Below are 432 nucleotides of genomic sequence, written 5' to 3'. Positions count from 1 at the left end.
GTCGAAGACCTGATGAAGAACGGCGCGGTGCAGCGCGGCTGGCTCGGCGTCGAAATCCAGCCGGTCACCTCTGACATCGCCGAATCGCTCGGTCTGAAGTCCAACAATGGCGCGTTGGTGTCCAGCGCCCAGGACGATGGCCCCGGCAAGAAGGCCGGTATCATCGCTGGCGACGTCATCACCCAGGTCGAGGGCAAGGACGTCGCTTCGCCGAAGGAACTTCGCCCGCCTGATCGGAGCCTATTCGCCGGGCAAGTCGGTTGATGTCACCGTCTGGCGCGACGGCAAGAGCGAAACGCCCAAGGTCGATCTCGGCAAGCTGCCATCGAGCGACAAGCGAGCATCTGCCGACCAGCAGCAGCCCGCCGCTCCGGCCAGTTCCGACACCCGGCCGGCGCGGTCGCTGAAAGTCTCCAGCGGCAATCAATAGAC

Annotated in this window: 1 pseudogene; it reads left to right on the top strand. The window is 64.8% G+C overall.

Going from position 1 to position 432, the window contains the following annotated elements:
* Positions 1-376 (top strand): annotated as a pseudogene (locus tag EN935_RS40215) (PDZ domain-containing protein); the annotation flags it as partial.
* Between the last annotated feature and the right edge of the window lie 56 nt (positions 377-432).

Source organism: Mesorhizobium sp. M7D.F.Ca.US.004.03.1.1, assembly GCF_003998635.1.
Lineage (GTDB): Bacteria > Pseudomonadota > Alphaproteobacteria > Rhizobiales > Rhizobiaceae > Mesorhizobium > Mesorhizobium loti.
Note: the sequence above shows the minus strand (reverse complement) of the source record. Positions and strands in the feature narration are given on the sequence as shown.